21 protein-coding genes are annotated in these 22,119 nt (G+C 69.3%); 7 read left to right on the plus strand and 14 right to left on the minus strand.

Going from position 1 to position 22,119, the window contains the following annotated elements:
- Positions 1-68: 68 nt before the first annotated feature.
- Positions 69-662: a LemA family protein gene (locus ASE10_RS04105; RefSeq protein WP_055903578.1), complete on the minus strand. Its 594-nt coding sequence runs from the start codon at positions 660-662 to the stop codon at positions 69-71.
- Between the two features lie 143 nt (positions 663-805).
- Here ASE10_RS04105 and ASE10_RS04110 point away from each other — a divergent pair, with 143 nt between their 5' ends.
- Entirely contained in the window at positions 806-2,128 is a 1,323-nt protein-coding gene (locus ASE10_RS04110; protein WP_327037117.1) for a serine hydrolase domain-containing protein, read from the plus strand.
- 536 nt (positions 2,129-2,664) lie between these two features.
- Here the strand turns inward: ASE10_RS04110 and ASE10_RS19440 are convergent.
- The 8 genes from ASE10_RS19440 to ASE10_RS04145 all read right to left on the minus strand — a co-directional run bounded on the left by ASE10_RS19440 (position 2,665) and on the right by ASE10_RS04145 (position 9,633).
- Positions 2,665-3,114 carry a histone gene (locus ASE10_RS19440; protein WP_082559689.1) on the minus strand — a complete coding sequence of 150 codons (450 nt, stop codon included), beginning with the start codon at positions 3,112-3,114 and terminating at the stop codon, positions 2,665-2,667.
- A gap of 561 nt (positions 3,115-3,675) precedes the next feature.
- Entirely contained in the window at positions 3,676-4,005 is a 330-nt protein-coding gene (locus ASE10_RS20930) for a hypothetical protein (RefSeq protein WP_157480862.1), read from the minus strand.
- A gap of 1,142 nt (positions 4,006-5,147) precedes the next feature.
- The gene (gene gcvH / locus ASE10_RS04120; protein ID WP_055903584.1) at positions 5,148-5,543 is read right to left on the minus strand and encodes a glycine cleavage system protein GcvH; all 396 of its coding nucleotides are present in this window, start codon (positions 5,541-5,543) and stop codon (positions 5,148-5,150) included.
- Positions 5,544-5,624: 81 nt separating this feature from the next.
- Positions 5,625-6,260 (minus strand): 2-hydroxychromene-2-carboxylate isomerase, encoded by a 636-nt coding sequence (locus ASE10_RS04125; protein ID WP_055903587.1) that lies wholly within the window; start codon positions 6,258-6,260, stop codon positions 5,625-5,627.
- A gap of 8 nt (positions 6,261-6,268) precedes the next feature.
- Positions 6,269-7,375: a glycine cleavage system aminomethyltransferase GcvT gene (gene gcvT, locus ASE10_RS04130; RefSeq protein WP_055903590.1), complete on the minus strand. Its 1,107-nt coding sequence runs from the start codon at positions 7,373-7,375 to the stop codon at positions 6,269-6,271.
- A 226-nt stretch (positions 7,376-7,601) separates the two neighbouring features.
- Complete coding sequence (locus ASE10_RS20695; RefSeq protein WP_056306734.1) at positions 7,602-8,201, minus strand: hypothetical protein; 600 nt, start codon at positions 8,199-8,201, stop codon at positions 7,602-7,604.
- 31 nt (positions 8,202-8,232) lie between these two features.
- Positions 8,233-8,670 (minus strand): NfeD family protein, encoded by a 438-nt coding sequence (locus tag ASE10_RS04140; protein ID WP_055904067.1) that lies wholly within the window; start codon positions 8,668-8,670, stop codon positions 8,233-8,235.
- Between the two features lie 9 nt (positions 8,671-8,679).
- The gene (locus ASE10_RS04145) at positions 8,680-9,633 is read right to left on the minus strand and encodes an SPFH domain-containing protein (protein WP_055903596.1); all 954 of its coding nucleotides are present in this window, start codon (positions 9,631-9,633) and stop codon (positions 8,680-8,682) included.
- Positions 9,634-9,718: 85 nt separating this feature from the next.
- On the opposite strand from ASE10_RS04145, the gene ASE10_RS04150 reads away from it, so the two are divergent.
- The 3 genes from ASE10_RS04150 to ASE10_RS19975 are packed head-to-tail and all read left to right on the plus strand — an operon-like array spanning position 9,719 to position 12,583.
- A complete protein-coding gene (locus ASE10_RS04150; protein WP_055903599.1) occupies positions 9,719-10,315 on the plus strand; it encodes a sigma-70 family RNA polymerase sigma factor in 597 nt (198 codons plus the stop codon).
- A complete protein-coding gene (locus ASE10_RS20525; protein WP_055903602.1) occupies positions 10,308-11,213 on the plus strand; it encodes a hypothetical protein in 906 nt (301 codons plus the stop codon). Before ASE10_RS04150 ends, ASE10_RS20525 begins: the two co-directional genes overlap by 8 nt.
- 59 nt (positions 11,214-11,272) lie before the next feature.
- Positions 11,273-12,583 carry a PDZ domain-containing protein gene (locus tag ASE10_RS19975; protein ID WP_055903605.1) on the plus strand — a complete coding sequence of 437 codons (1,311 nt, stop codon included), beginning with the start codon at positions 11,273-11,275 and terminating at the stop codon, positions 12,581-12,583.
- Positions 12,584-12,771: 188 nt separating this feature from the next.
- Here the strand turns inward: ASE10_RS19975 and ASE10_RS04165 are convergent, their stop codons facing one another.
- The 5 genes from ASE10_RS04165 to ASE10_RS04180 all read right to left on the minus strand — a co-directional run bounded on the left by ASE10_RS04165 (position 12,772) and on the right by ASE10_RS04180 (position 18,311).
- Positions 12,772-13,722: a DUF6607 family protein gene (locus ASE10_RS04165; RefSeq protein WP_055903609.1), complete on the minus strand. Its 951-nt coding sequence runs from the start codon at positions 13,720-13,722 to the stop codon at positions 12,772-12,774.
- Positions 13,723-13,795: 73 nt separating this feature from the next.
- Positions 13,796-14,377: a hypothetical protein gene (locus ASE10_RS04170; RefSeq protein WP_055903611.1), complete on the minus strand. Its 582-nt coding sequence runs from the start codon at positions 14,375-14,377 to the stop codon at positions 13,796-13,798.
- A gap of 4 nt (positions 14,378-14,381) precedes the next feature.
- Complete coding sequence (locus ASE10_RS04175; protein ID WP_056305269.1) at positions 14,382-16,613, minus strand: TonB-dependent hemoglobin/transferrin/lactoferrin family receptor; 2,232 nt, start codon at positions 16,611-16,613, stop codon at positions 14,382-14,384.
- Between the two features lie 335 nt (positions 16,614-16,948).
- Entirely contained in the window at positions 16,949-17,176 is a 228-nt protein-coding gene (locus ASE10_RS19460) for a hemin uptake protein HemP (RefSeq protein ID WP_082559691.1), read from the minus strand.
- Positions 17,177-17,342: 166 nt separating this feature from the next.
- The gene (locus ASE10_RS04180) at positions 17,343-18,311 is read right to left on the minus strand and encodes an aldo/keto reductase (protein ID WP_055903614.1); all 969 of its coding nucleotides are present in this window, start codon (positions 18,309-18,311) and stop codon (positions 17,343-17,345) included.
- A gap of 476 nt (positions 18,312-18,787) precedes the next feature.
- On the opposite strand from ASE10_RS04180, the gene ASE10_RS04185 reads away from it, so the two are divergent.
- The 3 genes from ASE10_RS04185 to ASE10_RS04195 all read left to right on the plus strand — a co-directional run bounded on the left by ASE10_RS04185 (position 18,788) and on the right by ASE10_RS04195 (position 22,116).
- Positions 18,788-19,378 carry a TMEM165/GDT1 family protein gene (locus tag ASE10_RS04185; RefSeq protein ID WP_235565823.1) on the plus strand — a complete coding sequence of 197 codons (591 nt, stop codon included), beginning with the start codon at positions 18,788-18,790 and terminating at the stop codon, positions 19,376-19,378.
- Between the two features lie 82 nt (positions 19,379-19,460).
- A complete protein-coding gene (locus ASE10_RS04190) occupies positions 19,461-20,597 on the plus strand; it encodes a GGDEF domain-containing protein (RefSeq protein WP_056098963.1) in 1,137 nt (378 codons plus the stop codon).
- 142 nt (positions 20,598-20,739) lie between these two features.
- Positions 20,740-22,116: a nucleoside transporter C-terminal domain-containing protein gene (locus tag ASE10_RS04195; RefSeq protein WP_055903627.1), complete on the plus strand. Its 1,377-nt coding sequence runs from the start codon at positions 20,740-20,742 to the stop codon at positions 22,114-22,116.
- Positions 22,117-22,119 lie beyond the last annotated feature (3 nt).

Genomic DNA, 22,119 nt, shown 5'->3' on the forward strand with positions numbered 1-22,119 from the left:
GATTCGTGGCCCGGCTCGCCGGCGCTCGCCGGGCGGATCCGGCCTCCCCGATTCCGGATCCGGGCCGGTTAGAACTTCACCTTCGGCGCTTCGCGCATTTCCGCGCGCTCGGCCGGGATTTCCAGCAGCGCGGCGGCGCCGAAGCTGAACATGCCGGCGACCACGCTGGACGGGAAGATCTCGCGCCGATTGTTGTAGGCCATCACCGAGTCGTTGTAGGCCTGGCGCGCGAACGCGACCTTGTTCTCGGTGCTGGTCAGCTCCTCGGTGAGCTGCATCATGTTCTGGTTGGCCTTGAGGTCCGGGTAGGCCTCCGAGACCGCGAGCAGCCGCCCCAGCGCCCCATTCAGCTGGCCCTGGCCCGCCGCCAATTGCTCCATGGCCGCCGGATCGCCCGGGTTGGCTTTGGCCGCGGCCAGGCCCGACACCGCCGCGCCACGGGCTGCGATCACCGCTTCCAGGGTCTCGCGTTCATGGGTCAGATAGCCTTTGACCGTCTCGACCAGGTTCGGGATCAGGTCGAAGCGCCGCTGCAGCTGCACGTCGATCTGGGCGAAGGCATTTTTATAGGCGTTCCGGGACGTCACCAGGGCGTTGTAAATGCCCACGATCCAAACTGCGACGATGGCCACTAAAGCCAACAAAATCAGAATGCTGAACATGGTTGTTCCCCAATCCCCTTAGATCGGCGCTATTATCGAGCGCAACCCAGCATACGCAGGCGCTGCGACCGATGAAAGAAGAGCCGATCCCGCGGTCGCGACGCACGTTCTGGCGTGTAGCGAGCCTCGCCGGCCTGCTTACTTTGACCCTGGGTTCCGCCGCGCAGACTTCGTTGCGCTGGAACCCGCCGACGTCGAGCGCGCGCGTCGCCACCGCCGAACCGGCGCATGGCCTGCCGCAACCCGTGGCGAATTACGCGACCCGCAATGCGGTCATGCCGCTGGCTGCGGGCTTCGAGGTGCAGCAGTTCGAAGCCATGGCCCAGCAGTTGGTCGCCAATCAGCGCGTGCCGGGACTGGCGATGGCGATCGTGCACAACGGCCGCATCCTCAGCGCGCGCGGCTACGGCATCACCGACGTGCGCGCGGCCGAGCCGGTCGATGCCCACACCGTATTCCGCCTGGCTTCGTTGTCCAAAGGCGTGGCCGCGACCATGGCCGGCGTGCTGGTCAACGACGGCACCCTGCGCTGGGACAGCAAGCTGGTCGACTACATGCCCGGCTTCCAGCTGGTCGATCCTTCTGCGGCGCAGCAGATCACCGTCGCCGACCTGCTCAGCCATCGCGTCGGCCTGACCCACAACACCTACGACCGCGATCTCGAGAACTACACCGACTACCGCACGCTGACGCAGAAGCTCGCGTACGCGCCGATGTCCTGCCAGCCCGGCACCTGCTACGGCTACCAGAACATCGCTTTCAGCCTGATCGGCGACGTGGTCTTCGCCGCCACCGGCGACTTCTACAGCCAGGAAGTGCAGCGCCGTCTGTTCAAGCCGCTGGGCATGAACGACGCCAGCCTCGGCCTGGAAGGCATCACCGCCAGCGCGCGCTGGGCGCGTCCGCACGTGCGTGCGCGCGGCGGCTGGACCTCGGTCGCGCCCAAGCCGACCTACTACCAGTTGCCGCCGGCCGCCGGCGTCAACGCCAGCGCCAGCGACATGGCGCAGTGGCTGCTCGCACAGACCGGCCATCGTCCCGACGTGCTGCCGGCGCCGCTGCTGGCGACGCTGCACCAGCCGCTGGTCGATACCCCGGGCGAAACCCGCGGCTCGGCCTGGCGCCGTTCGCGCGTGAGCTCGGCCGGCTACGCCCTGGGCTGGCGCGTGTACGACTACGCCGGCCATCAGTTGGTGTTCCATGGCGGCGCGGTGCAGGGCTACCGCGGCCTGGTCGCGCTGCTGCCCGAGCGCGACCTCGGCATCGCCGTGCTCTGGAACAGCGAGAGCGCCCTGCCCTCCGGCCTGCTGCCGACCATACTCGACCGCGCCATCGGCATGCCGCCGGAGCGCTGGCTCGACGTCGACTTCGACGATCCGACCCTGTACGTCGACGCCGACAGCGGCCGCAATCCGGCCAACCCGGCCGGCAGCGAAGCCGCGACCGCGACCGCCGCGCCGCGCTAAGCGGCGCGCAGCGACTCAAGACGATCCAAACCCCAGCCTGCGCGCTCACACGCGTCGCAGGCGGTCTGTAGGCGTGCCTGCGCCTTTATGCGCCCATGGTCCTTTGGATCGAGCGCGGCCAGCTGCTGGCGTCCTTGGGCGCACCTACCCGGGGATCAGCGCGCAGCTCGCGGTTGCGGCAGCAATCGATCGACGCGGACCTCCCGGTCCGAGCGGTGGTGCGGTTCGCCTTCGGCTCACCACACCCTACGGCGTTCGCGAATGCGTGTGGGCACCAGCGCCCTCCTGAGCGAGGCCGTTACGACCCGAGCCCAGAGTGAGAGGGCTGCCATGGTCAGCGGCGGCACACTGGCTGTGCCTTAGGGCTCGCGCGGGAGGCGGCCGTCGAACACCACGGCTCAGGCGCAGAAACCAGGATCGGCGACGCTGGCCACCGACGATGGCGGGTCCCCGAAGATTTCGCGGGCCCCAAATAAAAAACTCTCCCCCCGCCTGGGCTGCGGGGAGAGAGCGGGATTACGGCTTTCGGGGCTTTATTAGATCAGCGGAGCCGGGGTCGCCGGCATGGCCGCTGCGGCCGGCTTGCGAGCCGACTTCTTCGCGGCCTTCTTCGCCTTCTTGGCAGGCTTCTTGGCAGCCTTCTTAGCAGCCTTCTTAGCGGGCTTCTTGGCTACTTTCTTGGCGGCCTTCTTAGCAGCCTTCTTAGCGGGCTTCTTGGCGACCTTCTTGGCAGCCTTCTTGACGGCCTTCTTAGCAGCCTTCTTGACGGCCTTCTTGGCAGTCTTCTTGGCGGCCTTCTTCGCCGGCTTGCGGGCGACCTTCTTGGCGGCCTTCTTGGCGGCCTTCTTGGCCGGCTTCTTGGCGACCTTCTTAGCGGCCTTCTTGGCTACCTTCTTCACGGCCTTCTTGGCGGCCGGCTTCTTGGCGACCTTCTTAGCAGCCTTCTTGGCGGCGGGTTTCTTCTTCGCAGCTTTCTTCGTGGCCATGTTATGGCTCCTCGTCAGTGGTTGATCAGCGATTGATCAGGGGTATTGCAGGTTTTAAAGCCCAGTTGAACCAGAGCCGCGGGAGTCGGACCCGCGAGCAGCCGTCGACGCGCAGAGCGCGCCGGAACGGATTCTTCGACACGCTCCCCGGGGGCGGGAACGCATCCGGCCGCGTACTGCGGCCAAACAAAAACCCGATCCGCACAGGGCGAACCGGGTCGTATGGGGCGCGACGCCGACGGGGCCGAGAAGAACGATTGCGTTTTCGCGAGGGAAACGAATCCTGCGTCCACCGTTTTGACTGTCCGGGCGGAGGTTCGTTTTTTGCTGCGCGTTGTCGCGTTCGTTGTACTCACTCTCTTCCGCAGGAAACGTCTGCTGGGCGAAACCTAATCACGCTTTTTCGCACTGTCAACAATTCCGGCAACTTTTTTTTCGGACCGGCTCCCGCCGACCCTGACGGAAAACCACCACGACGACGACGCGACGACGCGGCGATCGCGCGTCGCGCATCGCATCGAGTTCGAACGACTACGCTGAAAGCCATATCTGGCGCGGCTTTCAGCGCATCGCTATTTTTTTATCGCGCGTGCGCGTTGCGATGCGCGCATTGCGTCGCAGCGCGATCGCGGTCGTTCCGAGCGTCGTTTCGCGCCCGTCGGCGACGGCGCCGACGGGCGCCGCGTTTCGCGCCGCACAAGCCGATTTGCGCAAAAGTGCGCGAACTTTTTCCGCCGCCTTCGAAGCCGCCGGCGACCGGCGACGCACCGCGAACGGCATCGGCGGCGACGCTGCGCGCACTCGGCGTGGGCACACGCGCGGCGCTGGTGAGCGTTCGATGTGGTGCCGCCGAACGTCGGTTCCGGCGCCGGCGCTGCGCTCGCGCAGCATCCACGCGGATGCTGAAAACAAGGGGTTTTTAATCGTGTTCGCGATCGGGCGTCGGCAGCGGCAGCGGCAGCGGCAGCGGCCATCGTCGGCGGCGGAGGGAGATCGCGGAGGCGGCGGCTCGCCCTCGTCGGCGATCGGACCGGCAACCGATCGACCGATGCCGCCGCTCCGGCGCGACCGCCGAACGGCATCGGCGCGGCGCACGAGGGATGGACGCGGCGACGTCGGACGCGTGAGGAGTGGGTGAAGCGGCACGGCGACCACGGTCGCTGCCGCCCATCGGCCGCGGCGGAGCGTCTCGGTTCGCCGACGCCGCGGGCGAGTCGCCGACCGGATCGGGCCTCGCATCGCGAGCCCACTCCATGCCTCGCGCGGCGACCGAGCGCCCTACGCGGGGTGTGCGCCGGTACGAACGGCGGCGGCGCCGACGCCGAACGCGGGACGGATTTCGCAGCGAGCGGCCACGAATCGAAGGGCCGCCGAGCACGGCGTATGCGCGCCGACGACGCGCTGCACCCGCCGTACGTGGCCGCAAACCGGGCGACCGCGGCGGCGACCGATATGCGTCCGCGAACCGCTTCGCCCGCTGTACGCGGCCATAAGTCGTCAGAGGCTGACGTCAGCGACAGGCGCGCGCCGCCTGCTCGCTTTCGTCACTGCACCGGCTATGGCGGGTACCGATAGCCGCCGCGCGCGTCTGGCTGCAGCCGCCGCATGCGACCGGCAGATACCGGACTGGCGTGGATGGCAGGCCAGCGTCGACGACGCGGCCTGGGCGTTGCCGTCGGCCGGAAGCCGGCGAACGAGAGCGGAAGCTGACGCGGATCGGCGCCTCACTCCTGCTGCCGCGCAGCCCCGGCACGTCCGCGCGTCGCACGCGCGGACGTCGCATGGACGGATGTCGCGAGTTCCGAGTTCGCTCCGCGCCCTCGCCCACGCCGCTCACCCGGCTGCAGGGCACCGGACCACCTGCGCCGCGCGAAGCCTCTTAGCCAGGCCATCGCGTCGGGCCGCGCGCCGGAGCCCGACGTCCTCCACAAAAGCGAACGGCCGCGCGAGGCGGCCGTGGCGGACAGGCCGGACGCGCTTGCGGTCCGGCCAGGCTTGCGTCGCGGACCGCGCGGGCCCGGCGACGCCTGCCTTCAGTGGTCGTCGTCTTCGAGCAGCTCGGCGTAGTCGTCCGGTGCGAGCAGTTCGTTGAGCTGGTCCGGTTCCTCGACCTCGACGGTGAAGATCCAGCCTTCGCCGTAGGCGTCTTCGTTGATCGTCTCCGGCTTGTCGGCCAGCGCGGCGTTGACCGCGGTGACGGTGCCGCTGATCGGCGCGTAGACGTCGGAGGCGGCCTTCACCGACTCGACCACGGCACAGGCGGTGCCGGCTTCGACACGGTCGCCGATGTTCGGTAGCTCGACGTAGACCAGGTCGCCGAGCAGGCCTTGGGCATGGTCGGAGATGCCGACCGTGACCTTGCCGTCGCCTTCGACGCGGGCCCACTCGTGGGATTTCATGAACTTCAGATCGCCGGGGATTTCACTCATGGCTGGCCTCAAACTCTGCGGGGGCGGCTGGGGAACTGCGCCTAGTTTAGCGGCGCGGAAGCAACATGCGAGAGGGTGTGTTCATGCGCGGTCGTCCTGCCCGATCCGGAAGGGCGCGCGGCCGCTGATCAGGGCTTCGCGCAGATCCTCGACGCGATCCTGGCCCCAGAACGGCTCGCCGTCGAGCACGTAGCCCGGCAGGCCCGGCAGATCGGCGGCGATCGCGGCCTCGGTATTGCGCTGATAGGCGGCGACGGTCTCGGCCGCGTCGGCCGCGGCGAGCACCGGCGCGGCATCGAAACCGTGACGCGTCAACAGTTCTGCGAGGACCGCCGGGGCGGCGATGTCGGCGTCGTGCACCCACAGCGCGCGGAATGCGGCGTCCATGTATGCGGCCGGGTCGGCGCCGGCCGCGACCAGGGCGATCGCGCAGCGGTCGGCCAGGCCGGGGTCGAGCGGAAAGTACCTGGGCGCCAGGTTCAGCGGCAAGCCGCGCTTGGCGCGCCAGCGCTGCAGCTCGATCAGGCGGTAGCGCTGGCGTGCCGGCGCGCGCTGGCCCAGCGGCAGACCGCCGTTGGCCGCGAACAGGTCGAAGATCCGCGACGGCCGGTACGCCACCTCGGCGCCCGCTTCGCGCACCGCGTCCAGGAACGCGGCGTGGCCGAAGTAGGCGTAGGGCGAGATCAGGCTGAAGTAATAGTCGACGCGCGCGGCCATGGTCGCGATCAGCCCAGCACGCCGTCCTGGGGCTGGCCGTCGCGCACGAACGGGAACTTGACCACGCGCACCGGGACTTCCCTGCCGCGGATGTCGACCCGCACCTGGCCCGGCTCGCCGGCCGGCACGCGCGCGAACGCGATCGACTTGTTCAGGGTCGGCGAGAACGTGCCCGACAGGATTTCGCCGTCGCCGTTGGCGGTCAGCACCTTCTGGCCGTGACGCAGCACGCCCTTCTCGTCCATCACCAGGCCGATCATCTGGCGCGGCGCACCGGCGGCCTTCTGCTGCTCCAGCGGAGCGCGGCCGATGAAGTCGCGGCCCTCGTCGAGCGCGACCGTCCAGGCCAGCGCGGCCTCGTAGGGCGACACCTGGTCGTCCATGTCCTGGCCGTAGAGATTCATGCCGGCTTCCAGGCGCAGGGTGTCGCGCGCGCCCAGGCCGGCCGGCTTCACGCCCGCGGCCAGCAGCGCATTCCACAGCGCGACCGCGCCGGTTTCCGGCACTACCACTTCGAAGCCGTCTTCGCCGGTGTAGCCGGTGCGGGCGACGAACAGCGCGGTGCCGTCGGCGGTCTGTGCGTCGCCGGCGACGAACTTGCCGAGCTTGCCGATGCGCGCGCGGTCTTCCTCGCGCAGCAGGCTCAGCACCTTGTCGCGCGCGTTCGGGCCCTGCACCGCGATCATCGCGTAGTCCGGACGCTCCGTGACCTGCACGTCGAACGCGCGCGCCTGCTCGCCGATCCAGGCCAGGTCCTTCTCGCGGGTGGCGGCGTTGACCACCAGGCGGAAGAAGTCCTCGGCCAGGAAGTAGACGATCAGGTCGTCGATCACGCCGCCCTGCGGGTTGAGCATGCAGGTGTAGAGCGCCTTGCCGGATTTCTGCAGCTTGTCGACCGAGTTGGCGACCAGGTGACGCAGGAACTCGCGGGTGCGCGCGCCGCGCAGATCGACCACGGTCATGTGGCTGACGTCGAACATGCCGGCATCGCGGCGGACCTGGTGATGTTCTTCGATCTGCGAGCCGTAGCTGATCGGCATGTCCCAGCCGCCGAAGTCGACCATCTTGGCGCCGAGCGCGCGGTGGGCGTCGTTAAGAATGGTCTTCTGGGTCATGAGCGGCGGGCCTGGACGTTGGGGAGCCCAGGATTATCCCACGGAGACCGACCGCGATGCGCCCCGGCCCACGGTACGCCGGCGCATGGGCCGGACAGGTGCGGCAACGGTGGCACGACGGTGGAAGCGACGCGAGTCGCGATGCGCTATGCGGGTCGTCGCCGCCGTCCGGAGACCCGGCCGCGATCTACGTCGTCGCCGCAGGTAGCAGGCCGGACGACAAGCCTTACTCGGCGCCGAAGCCTTCGTTGTAGCAGCGCACGCTCGCCGGCGGCACTTCGACGAACTTGCCGCTGTCGCGGTCCAGGCGCATCGCCCAGCGCCGGGCCTCGAACATCTCCTGCGCAGCCGCATCGGGTACCGCGGTATCGACGATCGCGACCAGGCCCGGGTCGTCGACGCCGTCGCGCTGGCAGGTCGCGACCGAAACGTACTCGCCGCGCTTGAGCTTGGGATAAGGCATAACGTCGGTGATCTTCCAACGCGGTTCGTTGCCTTCGCGGCCGGCGAATTCGCCGGCGTAGAACTTGACCGAATGGTCCTCGGCGTCGTCGAGAGTGCCGATCGAACGCGCGCAGATCTGTTCCGGCGAGCTGCCCGAACCCACGCAACTGCCGGTGTTGGACTTCAGGCCGTCCGGATACGGCGGCACCACGCGGCCGATCCAACTGGCCGCGGGTGCCGGTGCCGGTGCCGGTGCCGGTGCCGGTGCCTGCGCCGGTGCGGCCGCGGGCACGGCCCGCCCGGCGAGCGCCGGGCGCGAAGCGGCTGCGGCTGCGAGCGCAACCAGGGCGACACCGATCCACAGGCTTTCACGGCGCTTCATCGCATCCCTTCCTTGCAATATCGCGAACCCTTTATTGCCCGAACGCCTCGACCCGCAGGCTCATGCCCTCGCAGGCGACCACGCGCACCGAGGCGCCGGTCGGCAGCTCCGGGCCGATCACTTCCCAGTACGCGTCGGCGATCTGTACCCGGCCGCGGCCCTGGACGATGGCGCGGTCCAACACGAGCACGCGGCCGACCAGTTGTTCGCCGCGGCGGTTCAGCGCCGGCTGGTCGCTGCTGCGCTCGCGGCCGCGGAACCAGGTCCGGTAGACCTGGATCGACAGGAAGCTCAGCACCACGAACATCGTCACCTGCGCGAGCACCGGCAGGTCGGGGAACACCAGCACCACCACGAACACCGCGCCCGCGGCGAAGCCGAGCCAGAGCATGAACGCCCCCGGCGCCAAGGCCTCGGCCGCGAACAGCAGCAGGGCCACCGCGGCCCAGGTCACCATCTGCCAGTTCAGCTGCATCGCTCAGGCCCCCGGAAGACGCGGCGGCGGAGCGGCGGGACGACCGGGCTGACGGTCCAGCGCTTCCTTGGCCAGTTCGGCGATGCCGCCCAGCGAACCGATCACGCCGGCCGACTCCATCGGCATCATCACGAACTTCGCGTTCGGCGCTTCGGCCAGCGACTTGAAGGCCTCGATGTACTTCTGCGCGACAAAGTAATTGATCGCCTGCACGTTGCCCTGGGCGATCGCGTTGGACACCATCTCGGTCGCCTTGGCTTCGGCCTGGGCCAGGCGTTCGCGCGCCTCGGCGTGACGGAACGCGGCTTCGCGTTCGCCCTCGGCTTCCAGGATCACCGACTGCTTCTCGCCTTCGGCCTTGAGGATCGCGGCCTGGCGGAAGCCCTCGGCCTCCAGGATGTTGGCGCGCTTCTCGCGCTCGGCCTTCATCTGCCGGGCCATCGAATCGACCAGGTCGCGCGGGGGCTGGATGTCCTTGAGCTCGATGCGGTTGACCTTCAGGCCCCAGGGATGGGTGGCCTGATCGACCGCGACCAGCACCTTGGCGTTGATCTCGTCGCGACGCGACAGCGATTCGTCCAGGTCCATCGAACCGATCGAGGTACGGATGTTGGTCATCACCAGGTTGAGCGTGGCGATTTCCAGCTGCGCGACCTCATAGGCGGCCTTGGCCGCGTCCAGCACCTGGAAATAGACCACGCCGTCGACCTTGACCACGGCGTTGTCCTTGGTGATGACGTCCTGCGAGGGCACGTCCAACACCTGCTCCATCATGTTGATCTTGCGGCCGACGCCGTAGACCACCGGGATCAGGAAGTGCAGCCCCGGGGTCATGGTGTGGGTGTATTTGCCGAAGCGCTCCACCGTCCATTCGTAACCCTGCGGCACCATCCGCACGGTCTTGAACAGGATAATCACGCCGGCTACCAGCAGCACGACGGCCAGAATCGGTCCCATGGTGTCCCCTCCCTTTAGATAGGCGGAGTATAGGCCCAGCCGGCCGCTGCGACGGTTTGCCGCCCGGCCGCATCCAGACCAATACATGCCAGCCACCTCAAGCTTCGCGATCGATGTGCCAGACGCCCTGCTCGCCCGTGCGCGCGCCGGCGAGCGGGCCGCGTTCGAGCAGATCTATCGCTGGTTCGAGCGCCCGGTCTACACCCTGGCGCTGCGGATCCTGGGCGGCAGCGGCGGCGATCGCGAGGAGGCGGCCGAAGTGCTGCAGGACACCATGCTCAAGGTGCTGGGACGGATCGGCGACTTCCGCGGCCAGGGCGGCGGCGGCGACAGCCCGTTCTGGGGCTGGTTGCGCCAGATCGCGATCAACGAAGCCCTGATGCGCCTGCGCAGCCAACGCCGCCACGAGCACGCCCTGGTGCTGGAAGACGACCGCTACGCCGACGAACAGGCGCCACCGCCGCCGGCCGCCGCCGATGCCTCGGCGCTGGGGCGCGCGCTGGCGCAGTTGCCGGCCGCGACCCGCAGCGTGCTGTGGCTGTACCACGCCGAGGGCTACACCCACGACGAAATCGCCGCGCTGATGCAGCGGACGCCGAGTTTCTCCAAATCCCAACTCGCGCGCGGCGGTCGCCGCCTGCGCGAACTGCTGGAACCGACCATGGAGGCCACCCATGCCTGACGCCAGCTCCCGCCACGGCGTGCCCGCGCCGAGCGACTGGTCCACCGCCTTCGCCGCCCTGCCGGCGGAGACGCCACCGGCCGACGGCTGGTCGCGCCTGTCCGCAGCGCTGGACGCGCGCGGCGGTGCGAGCGCGCCGAGCGCCGCCCGTTCGCCGCGGCGTCGACGCTGGCCGGTCTGGACCGCGGCCGCCGCGGCTTTGGCGGTAATGGCGCTGGTGCCGATCGCGTTGCAGCGCGGTACCGACACGCCTGAGCCGGGCCGCATCGCGACTGCGAACGCACCGGCCACGAACGTGCCGGCCAAGACCGCGCCTGCCACGATCGTTCCGGCGTCCGACCGCAGCGCCGAGCCGGCTCCGACGCCGAGCATCGCCGCCGACACTCGTCCGTCCGCCGCCACCTTGCCGGACCTCGTCGCGTCCGCACCCGCCATCGCGACCCGCGAGCTGCCGGGCAAGATCGCCGGCACACAACGCAAGCCGCACCCGAAGGCGCGTCAGCCGCAACGCCGCGCCCCGGCGCCGGTCATCGAATCGGCGAGCGCCGAACCTGCGACCGCGCTGGCCGCCGCCGATGCCACCGATGTCGAAACCGCCGAAGCCGCCGCGATCGCGCAATGGCAGGCCGAGTCGGCGCAATTGGAAGCCCTGGTCGCGCTGGCCCGCGACGAGCGCGTCGGCAGCGCCGGCGCGACCCTGATGAGCGCCGACCTCGACAGCCGGATCGGCGTGATCGACGCCGCCCTGCGTCAGGACGGCCTGCCGGCCGCGCAACGCGCCTCTCTGTGGGAACAACGGGTGCAGACGCTGCGCGACCTGGCCGGCGTCGAGAGCACCCAACGCTGGCTCGCCGCCCACGGCGAGCGCTACGACGGCGCGCTGGTGCGCGTCGACTGATCCGCCATGCCGCTCCTTATCTCCTGCCCGTCCAGTCCACATCACCTCCAGAGGTCCGTATGACATCCCGCCGCCTCCGCATCACCGCGCTCGCGCTCGCGACCGCCGCGACCGTCGCTTCGGTGGCGGTCGCCCAGGACGCGACCGTGCGCACGCGCACCGTCACGACCCGCAGCGACGCCAAGACCGATGCCAAGACCGACGCCGAAATGAAGGCGGCCTTGGATCAGCTGCGCCAAGCCCAGCGCCGGGTCAGCGAACTGGCACGCTCGCGCGCCGAAGGCGCGCGCGGCCAGGCTTACATCGCCCGCGACGAAGCCGGCCTCGCACGGCTGGGGGCGCTCGACGCGCAGCGCCAGATCGTGATCCGCCAGACCGAACAGCGCCCCTTGCTGGGCGTGGTGCTGAATTCCGATCCGCAGGCCGGCGCGCGCATCGTCGCCGTCACCCCCGACAGCGCCGCGGCCAAGGCCGGCTTGCGCAGCGGCGACCGCATCGTCGCCGTCAACGGCGACGCGGTGCGCGGCGACGACAGCGAAACCCGCCTGGCCGCGACCCGTTCCGCGCTCGACTCGCTGGACGTGGATGTGCCGATCACGATCGGCTACGAACGCGAGGGCCGCAAGACCACGGTCAAGATCAAGCCGCAGCTGGGCGAGCACGTGCTGGTGTTCGACAGCGACGAGGGCGGCATCGTCACGCCTGGCGGCAACGTGGTCATGGGCCGATTCGCCTTCGATCCCGAAGACGCCAAGTCTTATGCCTTCGACATGCAGCAGCTGCCGGCCATCAAGCAGCGCGTGCGTGCGGACATCGCGCGGACCGGCCCGATCTTCGCCTGCAAGGGCGGCGACTGCCCGACGCCGGCGCTGGTCGAGGCGTTCCGCTGGAACGGCCTGAACCTGGCCGCGGTCGATCGCGGACTGGGGCGTTACTTCGGCACCGACCGCGGCGTGCTGGTGCTCAGCGCCGGCGCCGACCTGGCCGGCCTGGAACCCGGCGACGTGATCCGCAGCATCGACGGCAAGCCGGTGAGCACGCCGCGCGACACCATGGAAGCGCTGCGCGCGCGTCCGGAAGGCAGCGAAGTCGCGGTCGCCTATCTGCGCGATCGCAAGGAAGCCAGCGCGCGGGTCAAGGTGCCCAAGAGCGTGCGCCTGCTGCTGCCGACGCCGCCAGCACCGCCCGCTCCTCCGGCACCGCCCGCACCGCCGCACGCGATGGCGCCCTCTGCGCCGCCCGCACCGCCGTCCGCGCCACGCGCACCGAGGCCGCCGGCGGCACCGGACGCACCGCCGACACTGGCACCGCCTGCGCCCCCGGCTCCTCCCGCACCGCCTCCGCCGCCGCCCCCGCCGGTCCTGGTCTGATCCGGTACGCGTAGCCGGCGCCGCATCGGGCGCCGGCAGCGGTTCATCGGCGGATTGGCGGCAGCGCGTTTGCGACGCACGGCCGCGATCTCACACCGCGGTTCAAGGCGGCGCGATACGAGTGACGATCCGCGCCAACCCCGCGCTTCACGACGACGCGGCCGAATGTCCGCGCCGCCTGCGCCGGCTCAGCGCTTTTCCTGCGGCGCCGCCTCCACCCACTTGGCGAACACCGCATCGATCTCGCTGTCGGCGACCGCCTTGCCCTGCTCCAGGCCGCCGGCCTGCTCGAACAGCGGAACGATCATCGCCATGCCGTCGATCTTGGTCTTCAGGTGCACGCCCGGCGCCTTGCCCAGGAATCCGTCCCAACGCTGGCGCACTTTGGCCCAGTAGCCGCGGGTCGCATCCCAGTAGCTGTAGGCCGGCTTGAAATCGACGTCCTTGGTCTTCTGGTAATCGTTGAAGCCGAACTCGCGCGCCAGTTCGATCTGACTGCCGTCGGGCTTGCGCAGCACCTTGGTGTTGAACTGCTCGTGGGTCCAGCCGCCCGGGGTCAGGGTGTGGCGGTTGATCGCCGAGACCGCGTTGTAGTCGCTGCGCTTGGTGTACTCGCGGCGAGGCAGCGGACGCCAGCTCAGGTCGCTGGTCCAGGTGGCCGCGCCGTTGCGGTATTCCCAACGGCCGGTGCCGCAGTAGCGCGGCGCGTCGCTGACCTCGAACACGCACTGGGTCCAGGCGCCGCGGGTCAGCTCGGCCGGGATCGCGCGCACCTGCCAGGTCTGGTCGGCGCTGAACTCGAAGCGCGTCGGCGCCTCGTAGGTCCAATCCTGACGCCAGTGTTTGGTCACGTGGCCGCTCTTCTCATCTACCAGGATGTGCTGCAGGACGATCTTGGTCGGCGTGTCCTCGACCACGATCACGGTCTCGTTGCCGCCGCTGCGCATGGCCGGCGCACGCTCGTAGCCGGGTTGCAGCAGCACGGTTTCGTCGAACGCGAAATCGACGATGTACTCGCCCTGCATGGCCAGGATCGACGCGCGGTCGCGCGCGGCGTCGGCCGCGGCAGGCGCGGCGGCGAAGGCTGGCGTTGCCGCGCAGGAGAGCGTCAGGCAGGCGGCTAGCAGTCGGAGATTCATGGGTACGGTTCTCGGTTGATGAATGGATAACGGATTCGTTGCGGCGAATTGAATTCGGCGGATTCGGTGAAGCTCAATGCGAGGCGATCGGCTGCGAGCCGGATGCGGCGGCGCGACGCGCCATGCAGCAACAGGTGTCCGGCCCGGTGCGCAGGAGCGCGCCTTCGGCCGCGGCGATGCGGCGTGCATGCTCCAGGCCCAGCGCCGAAGGCGTGGCGCTGTCGGCGACCACGATGCGGCGGCCGGCTTCGTCGTGGGCCAGTTGCAAGCGCAGCACCTGCGCATTCCAACCGTTGCCCAGCCGGCGCCACAGACCACGGCAAACGCGGACGAAGCGACCGCCGGCCGGTTCGTAGCGATGGTGGGGCAAGGCGCCGACGGCGAGGTCCCAGGCCAGGAAGTCGCTGTCGGGCAGCAGGTACAGGCGCCAGCACGGGCGTTCCCGTGCGTCGCGGAACAGGATCGACTCGCGCGCTGCCTCGACCTCTTCGCCGAGGCAGCGCTGCGCGTCGACGCTGTCCAGCCAGCCGGCCAGCGCATCGTGGTGGCGGCGCGGATACAGGCACAGCACGGTCGCGACCGCGGCCAGTCGCTCGGGCGCGGGCAGCGCGCCCGCGTCCGTGTTCGCTCCCGGCCGTGATCGCGACGCGCGCATGCGCTTACCAGTTCACCGCCAGGCTGACGCCCAGATTGCGGCCCGAAGCGCTGTAGCGGTCGACGGTGCCGCTGGTCACCGCCAGGGTGCTGGGCAGATCGCCGCCGTCCCAGTACTTCTTGTCGCCGAGGTTGAACACGCCGATGTCGACCTTGGCGCCCGGCGCGAAGCTGAAGTGCGCGAGCAGATCGAGCACGCCGTAGCCCGGCGTCGCGAACAATCCGGTCTGCGGCAGATCGCTCTTGCGGCGCGCGAAACGGCCGGCCAGCTCGATGCCCCAGCGGTCGCGGTCGTAGGCCAGGCCCAGCGAGCCGCGCAGCGGGTCGATCGAGGACAGCGCTGCGCCGGTGCTGCGGTCCTCGCCCTTCGACCAGGCCGCCGCGCCGCGCAGCGACCAGCCGGCCAGCGCCGGCGACAGCGCAGCGAAGTCGACGCCGCCGCGCAGTTCGACGCCGCGGATCTCGGCCTCGGCTACGTTCTGCGACTGGAACACCATCAGGCCCTGGGCGTTGTTGCCGATGTAGCGCTGCGATTCGATGAAGTCGTTGTAGCGGTTGTAGTAGGCCGAGGCTTCGAGGTAGACCGCCTCGCCCGAGTAGCGCAGGCCCAGCTCGACGCCGTTGCTCGTCTCGGGCTTGAGGTCGGGGTTGGGGATCGCGGTGTAGCCGAACTGCAGGTTGGTGAAGCCCAGGTTGACGTCGTTGTACGGCGGCGCGCGGAAACCGTGCTGGTAACCGCCGAACAGCGACCAGTCCTGGGCGAAATGCCAGACCGCGCCCAGCTTCGGCGACACCGCGGTTTCCCTGAGTTCGCTCACCGCCACGCCGGGGTTGTCGCCGGCGAAGATCGCGTCGACTTCGGGTTTGAGCTCGTAACGGTCCACGCGCAACGCCGGCACCAGACGGAACGCGCCGTCGGCGAAGCCGACCTCGTCCTGCACGAACAGCGCCGCGACCGTGGTCCGGCTGACCGGGAAATCGCGCACCGGAAACACGTCCGGCGAGATGCTCTTGGTGACCGCGCCGGTGGTGAGATTGATGGCCTGGCCGTCGCGCTTCTGGCGGATGTCGGTGCGGGTGTATTCGAAACCGTAGGTCAGGGTGTGCTCGACCGAACCGGTGACGAAGCCCTTGTGCAGTGTGGCCTCGGCGCCGGTTGCACGCTGGTCGAAGTTGAACTCGCGCTCGCGCCGGGTCGGGTTGGTCGGACGGCCGCCGACGATGGTCACGCGTTCTTCGCTGGTGCGCTGGGTGGTTTCGCTGTCCTGACGGAAGATCTGCCACTGCAGCGAGTCGGCGAACGCGGCGTCTAGCGCGTCGATCTCGTGCGCGAACGACACCCGGGCGCGGGTCTGATGATCGTCGCCGAGCAGCGACAGAGTGCGCACGGCCGGCGCGCCCGGTGCGACCAGGGCGTTGCCGCGCGAGCTCAGCACGTCGGTGTCGGTCTGATCCTCGTTGCCTTCCACGGTCAGCTTGAAGCGTTGGTGCTCGCTGGGCGCGAACACCAGCTTGGCCAGCAGGCTGCGGCCGTCGCTGTCCTGTGGATTGGCAGCGGTGCGGGTGGCGTCCTCGCTGCGGCGCGTGCCCATGCTTTCGGTTTCCTTGCCCTGACGGTGGCCGACCGCGACCAGGCCCGACCAGCGCTCGCCGCCGAAGGCCGCGGTGGCGCCGCCGAACAGGCCGCGGTTCTCGCCCTGGTAGCCGAGCTTGAAACCGAAGTAGCTGTCCTTGCCGTCGAGCAGGTAGTCGGATGGGTCCTTGGTGACGAAGGACACCACGCCGCCGAGCGCGTCGGAACCGTACAGCGCGCTGCTCGGGCCGCGCACGATCTCGACCCGCTTGAGGGTGTCGAGGTCGACGAAGTTGCGGTTGGCGTTGGAGAAGCTGCCGATGCTGAAGCTATCCGACACCGGGATGCCATCGGTCTCCACGCGCACGCGGTTGCCGCCCAGGCCGCGGATGCGGATGTCGCCGAGGCCGAAGCGACCGACCGCATTGCTCACGCTGATGCCCGGCTCGTAGCGGAACAGATCCTTGAGATCGCGCACGATCTCCTCGTCCATGCGCTCGCGGTCGATCGCGGTGACCACGGCCGGCACGTCCTGCAGTTCGCGCTCGGTGCGGGTGGCGGTGACGACGATGCGTTCGAGCTCGCGCGCGCCGGCGCCGGAACCGTCCGGCGATTCGGCCGTGGCGTCGGCGGGCGCGGCCAGCGCCACGCCCGGCAGGGCCAGCATCAGGGCCAGCGCGAGCGCGCTGGGAACGAGGGGAGTACGGACGGACCGGCGCAGGCCGGCGTTGCGATCGACGCGGTGCATGGAGTCAGCTCGAGTGGTGGATTCGGGCTGGCTGGCATGCCGTCGAACGGCTGGCTGGCGGCCTGGAGGAGGGTTTGGAGCGCCGTCCGTGGCGCGGAACCCGAGCGGGTCGGGTTGCCGATTGGCGTTACCGGAATTGCCGCGAAGCCGCTCAGCGAGCCCGCCGCGCCCGTCATGGCATGGCCGCACCGCCTCCCTTCCCTGGGATTGCGGCGCGGCCATGCCGTAACGGGTGTCGCGGGCTACGGCGCTTACTTGGTCAGGATCAGCTTGTCGTTGCGGGTGTGGCGCAGGCGATAGACCTCCCCACCGTGGCGGATCAGGATTTCGCGCGCGCCGCGCAACAGGGCGACGCTTTCGACCAACAAGACGTTGGCCGCCGTCACGGCGCTCGCCGCGGGGGCGACGGCGGTTACTACCGGGGGAAGGGAGCGGTCAGTACGAGGTTTGAGCTGCAACACCGGCTGGCGCAGGGACATGGCAGGTGACTCGATCAGGGGTCGAGTTGGATGATAATGATTCTCATTTGCCAGTCAACACCTGTTTGCACTGCTGGCCGGAACGCAGCCGGCACCCCGGACCTGCGCCCATCCGCAGGCCGGCCCGGGCACGGGCCTCGGATCGGGCCGCTTCAGCCGGGACTGCTCAGGCGGTGGCTTTCTCGACCCGGTCCCAGTCCGGCTCGGAGTAACGGTCCAGCAGGTCCAGCGCCTGCAGGTTCTGCACCAGCTGCTCGGGCCGGGTCGCGCCCAGGATCACGCTGGACACGTGCGGGTTGCGCAAGCACCAGGCGATCGCCAGCGGTGCCGGCTCCGTGCCCAGCTCGCGCGCGACCGCGGAGTAGGCGCGAGCGCGTTCGATCCGGCGCTGCTCGGGGCTGAGCACGCTGCGCTGCAGCCAGCGATAGTCGTCGTGGTCCAGGCGCGAACCTTCGGGCACGCCGTCGTTGTACTTGCCGGTCAGCAGGCCCGAGGCCAGCGGCGACCAGATCGTGGTGCCCAGGCCGAGTTCGGCGTAGAGCGAGGCGTATTCCAGTTCGACCCGCTCGCGATGCAGCAGGTTGTACTGCGGCTGCTCCATGGTCGGCGCATGCAGATGATGGTTGCGGGCGACCTTGTGGGCCTCGCGGATCTGCGCCCCCGACCATTCCGAGGTCCCCCAGTACAGCACCTTGCCTTGGCGGATGAGCGCATCCATCGCCCACACGGTTTCCTCGATCGGCACCTCCGGATCGGGGCGGTGGCAGTAGTACAGATCCAGATGATCGACGCGCAGGCGCTTGAGGGCGCCGTGGCAGGCCTCGGTCACGTGCTTGCGCGACAAGCCCTTCTGGGTCGGCAGAGGATCCGCGGCGGCGCCGAACATCACCTTGCTCGACACGCAATAGCCGTCGCGCGGCAGGCGCAGGTCGGCGATCACGTCGCCCATCACGCGCTCGGCTTCGCCGTTGGCGTAGCCCTCGGCGTTGTCGAAGAAATTAACGCCGTTGTCCCAGGCGGTGGCGATCAGTTCGCGTGCGGCGCTGCGGCCGATCTGGGCACCGAAGGTGACCCAGGCGCCGAAGGACAGCGCCGACAGCTGCAGGCCGGAAGAACCCAGGCGACGGTATTGCATGAGGTGCTCCGAGAGGTTCGCCCCCGCATGCTAACCGGGACCGGGATTGGAGGGGGGCAGGAATTGGGAACTGTAGGAACTCGGGGCAGGAAATAGCAGGAAATAGAAGGAGCGGGAATTAGGAAATAGTAGGAACTCGGGGCAGGAACTAGTAGAGGCAGGAATTAGTAGAAGCTCACTAGTTCCTAATTCCTGCCTCTACTAGTTCCTAGCATTAACGCACTCGCCGCCGCACGGGGCTACAATGCGCGCACTTCCTCCTCCGGGGAGTAGCCCCTCCGCCGCCGATCCGGCACGCGGGGACCTGCGTCAACACACTTGGCCCACCGGCCATGGCGCAGGAGCGGCAGCCAGCGCGCGACGCATGTCCGCGCCAGCGACCACGGGCAAGACCGAAGGCAGGCGTTGCGCGCACCCGGGTCGGGCCGTGCAGCGTTTGCCTTCGCCTCCGCGCGAAGCCCGGCCCCGGAGTTCCGATGGACACGCTTTTGATGGGCACGCCCCCACTGGCTACGGCCGCCCTTTCGACCGGTACGGTCGCGCTCGCCGAAATCGGCGACAAGACCCAGTTACTGGCCCTGCTGCTGGCCGCACGCTTCCGCCGGCCCTGGCCCATCGTCGCCGGCATCCTGGTCGCGACCCTGCTCAATCACGCCCTGGCCGCCTGGCTGGGCGCGCTGGCCGCCCAGTGGCTGCAGCCCTCGGTGCTGCGCTGGATCGTCGCCGCCAGCTTCCTCGCGGTGGCGCTGTGGACCCTGAAACCGGACCAGCTCGACGGCGAAGGCGAGCGCCTGCCGGCGCGCGGCGCCTTCATCGCCACCGCCATCGCCTTCTTCGTCGCCGAAATCGGCGACAAGACCCAGGTCGCGACCGTGCTGCTGGCGGCCCGCTATTCGCCGCTGTGGGAGGTGGTCGCCGGGACCACCGTCGGCATGCTGCTGGCCAATGTGCCGGTGGTGGCGCTCGGCAGCCGTTTCGCCGACCGCCTGCCGCTGAAGGCCGCGCGCCTGGTCGCCGCCGCGGTGTTCGCGGTGCTGGCGCTGTGGGTGGCGGTGCGCGGGATCTGAGCCCGGGCGCCGGCGCCGTTGGGCCACCCTGCCCTGGGCGACGCACGCGCGCTATGCTCGGCTGGCCCAACGGGGAGACACCATGCACGCAGTGGGCGAACGCTTGCGCGACATCGCGGTATCGCTGACGTCGCGACCCGACGAAATCATGCTCGAGATCGGCGCCGGCGGCGAGCTGATGGTCGCGCGCCTGCGCGCCGTGCTTGCGGCGATGCTGCTGCTTTTGCCGCTGGTCAACGCGATCGGCGGCGGCACCATCCAGGAAACCCTGATCGGCCTGGGCGGCGCGATCTTCGTCAACGTGTTCGCGCAGCTGTGGCTGGTGCTGGCGCGGCGGCCGCGACGCTACCGCTGGCTGCCGTTCGCTACCGCCGGCTTCGACGTCACCGCGACCACCCTGGTGTTGATCGCGCTGGCGCTGCAGCACCTGCCGTCGGGCCTCAACAGTCTGATCGTGTGGTGCGGCTACCCGCTGTCGATCGTGCTGACCGCGCTACGCAGCGACGGCCGCGTCACCCTGTTCGCGGGCGCGATGGCGATCGTCCAGTACGGTGTGCTGGTGCTGGCGGTGTTCGCGCTGACCTCCTCGCCCGAACAGCTGATTTCCAGCGACTACGGCGCGGTCGCCCCCGGCGGCCAGGGCCAGCGCGTGTTGCTGCTGCTGATGTTCGCGTTGATCACGTCCATGGTCGTGTACCGCATGCAGCGCCTGATCGAGATGTCCGGCACCGACGGCCTGACCCGGCTGCCCAACCGGACCTGGCTGGTGCACCGCATCCAGCGCCTGTTCGACGCGGTGCGCCACGACGGCGGCAGCCTGACCCTGGCCCTGATCGACCTGGACCACTTCAAGCGCATCAACGACGACAACGGCCACCACGCCGGCGACCGCGCCCTGCGCCACGTGGTCGCGGTGCTGCGCGAGCAGTCCGGCTCGACCGAATGGCTGGTGCGGCTGGGCGGCGAGGAGTTCGTGCTGCTGCTGCGCAAACCCCTGGGCACGGCCTGGGAGCAGGTCGACGCGATCCGGCAGGTCCTGGCCGAGCGCCCGTTCGAGCCCGGCCGCGGCGCCGATCCGCTGCACCTGACCTTCAGCGCCGGCCTGGCCGGCTACCCGCAGGAGGGCTCGGACCTATCGCGGCTGCTGCGCCGTGCCGACCGCCGCCTGCAGCAGGCCAAGCAGACCGGCCGCAACCGCGTGGTCGCGCGCGATACCTGAACCGGCCCCGCGGCTTGCCGCGGCGCGGACCGGTGGACTAGGCTGCGCCTCCGGCCCGCGTAGAGGCCGGCGGCCGCGCCCGGCGTGGTCCAATAACGATAATTTCAGCCGCCGGGATCCCGGACGGCACGGGGAGAACTGAGTGGATTCGATCGTCCGGGTGTTATTCGGCCTGTTTGGTTTGGCGGTGCTGGTCGGCATCGCATGGCTGTTCTCCAACAACAAGCGCCGGGTCGACTGGAAGCTGGTGGCGACCGGCGTGTCGCTGCAGATCGCGTTCGCGTCTCTGGTGCTGCTGGTGCCGGGCGGCAAGGACGTGTTCGACGGGATCGGCCATGGCTTCGTGACCGTGCTGAGTTTCGTAGGCGAAGGCTCGAAGTTCATCTTCGGCGGCCTGATGGACATCAACACCTACGGCTTCATCTTCGCCTTCCAGGTGCTGCCGACCATCATCTTCTTCGCCGCCCTGATGGGCGTGCTGTACCACCTGGGCGTGATGCAGGGCATCGTGCGCGGCATGGCCTGGGCAATTACCAAGGTCATGCGCGTGTCCGGCGCCGAGACCACCAGCGTCTGCGCCAGCGTCTTCATCGGCCAGACCGAGGCGCCGCTGACGGTGCGCCCCTACATCCCGAAGATGACCGAGTCCGAGCTGATCACGATGATGATCGGCGGCATGGCCCATATCGCCGGCGGCGTGCTCGCAGCCTATGTCGGCATGCTCGGCGGCGGCGATCCGGAACAGCAGGCGTTCTACGCCAAGCATCTGCTCGCGGCCTCGATCATGGCCGCGCCGGCGACCCTGGTGGTCGCCAAGATCCTGATCCCCGAGGTCGGCGAACCGCTGACCCGCGGCACGGTCAAGATGGAAGTCGAGAAGACCTCCAGCAACATCATCGACGCCGCCGCGGCCGGCGCCGGCGACGGTCTGCGCCTGGCGCTGAACATCGGCGCGATGCTGCTGGCCTTCATCGCCCTGATCGCGCTGGTCAACGGCATGATCGGCGGAGTCTGGGCTTCGCATCTGATGATCCCCAACGGCTACGACAGCATCCACAGCCAGTTCACCTATTGGCTGGCGCCGAGCCTGCAGGACGGCTGGTTCTCGCTGTTCGGCACGCGCCCGGAACTGTCGCTGCAGTCGCTGCTCGGCAATCTGCTGGCGCCGTTGGCCTGGGTGATCGGCGTGCCGTGGCAGGACGCGACCACGGTCGGTTCGCTGATCGGCCAGAAGGTCGTCATCAACGAGTTCGTGGCCTATCTGCAGCTGGCCGACATCGTCAACGGCAAGACCGCCGGGGTGAGCCTGAGCGACGAAGGCCGCCTGATCGCGACCTACGCCCTGTGCGGCTTCGCCAACTTCAGCTCGATCGCGATCCAGATCGGCGGCATCGGCGGCCTGGCCCCCGAGCGTCGCGCCGATCTGGCCCGTTTCGGCCTGCGCGCGGTGCTCGGCGGTTCGATCGCGACCTTCATGACCGCGACCATCGCCGGCGTGCTCACCCACTTCTCGTCCTGAACC

The organism is Lysobacter sp. Root76, assembly GCF_001428685.1.
Classification (GTDB): Bacteria; Pseudomonadota; Gammaproteobacteria; order Xanthomonadales; family Xanthomonadaceae; genus Lysobacter.

Coding starts and splice junctions, on each gene's coding strand:
- ASE10_RS04105 (WP_055903578.1), bottom strand. CDS start 662: ATGTTCAGCATTCTGATTTTGTTGGCTTTAGTGGCCATCGTCGCAGTT.
- ASE10_RS19440 (WP_082559689.1), bottom strand. CDS start 3,114: ATGGCCACGAAGAAAGCTGCGAAGAAGAAACCCGCCGCCAAGAAGGCT.
- ASE10_RS20930 (WP_157480862.1), bottom strand. CDS start 4,005: ATGCTGCGCGAGCGCAGCGCCGGCGCCGGAACCGACGTTCGGCGGCAC.
- gcvH (WP_055903584.1), bottom strand. CDS start 5,543: ATGAGTGAAATCCCCGGCGATCTGAAGTTCATGAAATCCCACGAGTGG.
- ASE10_RS04125 (WP_055903587.1), bottom strand. CDS start 6,260: ATGGCCGCGCGCGTCGACTATTACTTCAGCCTGATCTCGCCCTACGCC.
- gcvT (WP_055903590.1), bottom strand. CDS start 7,375: ATGACCCAGAAGACCATTCTTAACGACGCCCACCGCGCGCTCGGCGCC.
- ASE10_RS20695 (WP_056306734.1), bottom strand. CDS start 8,201: ATGAAGCGCCGTGAAAGCCTGTGGATCGGTGTCGCCCTGGTTGCGCTC.
- ASE10_RS04145 (WP_055903596.1), bottom strand. CDS start 9,633: ATGGGACCGATTCTGGCCGTCGTGCTGCTGGTAGCCGGCGTGATTATC.
- ASE10_RS04150 (WP_055903599.1), top strand. CDS start 9,719: ATGCCAGCCACCTCAAGCTTCGCGATCGATGTGCCAGACGCCCTGCTC.
- ASE10_RS20525 (WP_055903602.1), top strand. CDS start 10,308: ATGCCTGACGCCAGCTCCCGCCACGGCGTGCCCGCGCCGAGCGACTGG.
- ASE10_RS19975 (WP_055903605.1), top strand. CDS start 11,273: ATGACATCCCGCCGCCTCCGCATCACCGCGCTCGCGCTCGCGACCGCC.
- ASE10_RS04165 (WP_055903609.1), bottom strand. CDS start 13,722: ATGAATCTCCGACTGCTAGCCGCCTGCCTGACGCTCTCCTGCGCGGCA.
- ASE10_RS04170 (WP_055903611.1), bottom strand. CDS start 14,377: ATGCGCGCGTCGCGATCACGGCCGGGAGCGAACACGGACGCGGGCGCG.
- ASE10_RS19460 (WP_082559691.1), bottom strand. CDS start 17,176: ATGTCCCTGCGCCAGCCGGTGTTGCAGCTCAAACCTCGTACTGACCGC.
- ASE10_RS04180 (WP_055903614.1), bottom strand. CDS start 18,311: ATGCAATACCGTCGCCTGGGTTCTTCCGGCCTGCAGCTGTCGGCGCTG.
- ASE10_RS04185 (WP_235565823.1), top strand. CDS start 18,788: ATGGACACGCTTTTGATGGGCACGCCCCCACTGGCTACGGCCGCCCTT.
- ASE10_RS04190 (WP_056098963.1), top strand. CDS start 19,461: ATGCACGCAGTGGGCGAACGCTTGCGCGACATCGCGGTATCGCTGACG.